This is a genomic window from Pseudomonas sp. NPDC088885, assembly GCF_044750025.1.
Taxonomy (GTDB): Bacteria; Pseudomonadota; Gammaproteobacteria; order Pseudomonadales; family Pseudomonadaceae; genus Aquipseudomonas; species Aquipseudomonas rustica.
Map to the genome: position 1 here is coordinate 1 of NZ_JBIVJB010000267.1, position 1,027 is coordinate 1,027.

Sequence of the window (1,027 nt, forward strand, 5' to 3'; positions counted from 1 at the left end):
AAGAAAACCCGGATCTACGCGGCGACCAAGTTCTTCATCTTCACTCAGGCGTCCGGCCTGATCATGCTGGTGGCGATCCTCGGTCTGGTGCTGGTCAACTTCAACAACACTGGCGTGATTACCTTCAACTACGCCGACCTGTTGAAAACCAAGATGTCGATGACCACCGAGTACATCCTGATGCTCGGCTTCTTCATCGCCTTCGCGGTCAAGCTGCCGGTTGTACCGTTCCACTCGTGGTTGCCTGATGCTCACGCCCAGGCGCCGACTGCAGGTTCCGTCGACCTCGCCGGTATCTTGCTGAAAACCGCTGCTTACGGTCTGCTGCGTTTCGCCCTGCCGCTGTTCCCGAATGCCTCGGCCGAGTTCGCGCCGATCGCCATGACCCTTGGTCTGATCGGGATCTTCTACGGTGCGTTCCTCGCGTTCGCACAAACCGACATCAAGCGTCTGATCGCCTTCTCGTCCGTTTCCCACATGGGTTTCGTGTTGATCGGCATCTACTCCGGCAGCCAACTGGCCCTGCAAGGTGCAGTGATCCAGATGCTCGCTCACGGTGTGTCGGCGGCGGCTCTGTTTATCCTCAGCGGTCAGTTGTACGAGCGTCTGCACACTCGAGACATGCGTGAGATGGGCGGTGTGTGGTCGCGTATCGCTTACCTGCCGGCAATCAGCCTGTTCTTTGCAGCCGCTTCGCTGGGTCTGCCGGGTACCGGTAACTTTGTCGGTGAGTTCCTGATCCTGATCGGCTCCTTCGCGAGCTGGCCGTGGATCACTGCGATTGCCACTTCCGGTCTGGTGTTCGGTTCGGTCTACTCGCTGATCATGATCCACCGTGCCTACTTCGGTCCGGCGAAATCGGATTCGATCCTGCAAGGTATGGACGCTCGCGAACTGATCATGGTGCTAGGCCTTGCGGTGTTGCTGATCTACATCGGCGTCTACCCGCAACCGTTCCTCGACACTTCTGCCGCCACGATGCATGGCGTTCAGCAGTGGCTCGGCACCGCCTTCACTCAACTCGCTT

The 1,027-nt window shown here is 58.7% G+C and carries 1 protein-coding gene; it reads left to right on the forward strand.

All coding sequences use genetic code 11. The features are described from left to right. Positions 1–1,027: NADH-quinone oxidoreductase subunit M (locus tag ACIP1X_RS29130; protein WP_400756007.1), on the forward strand; the 1,027-nt coding region annotated here is incomplete at both ends.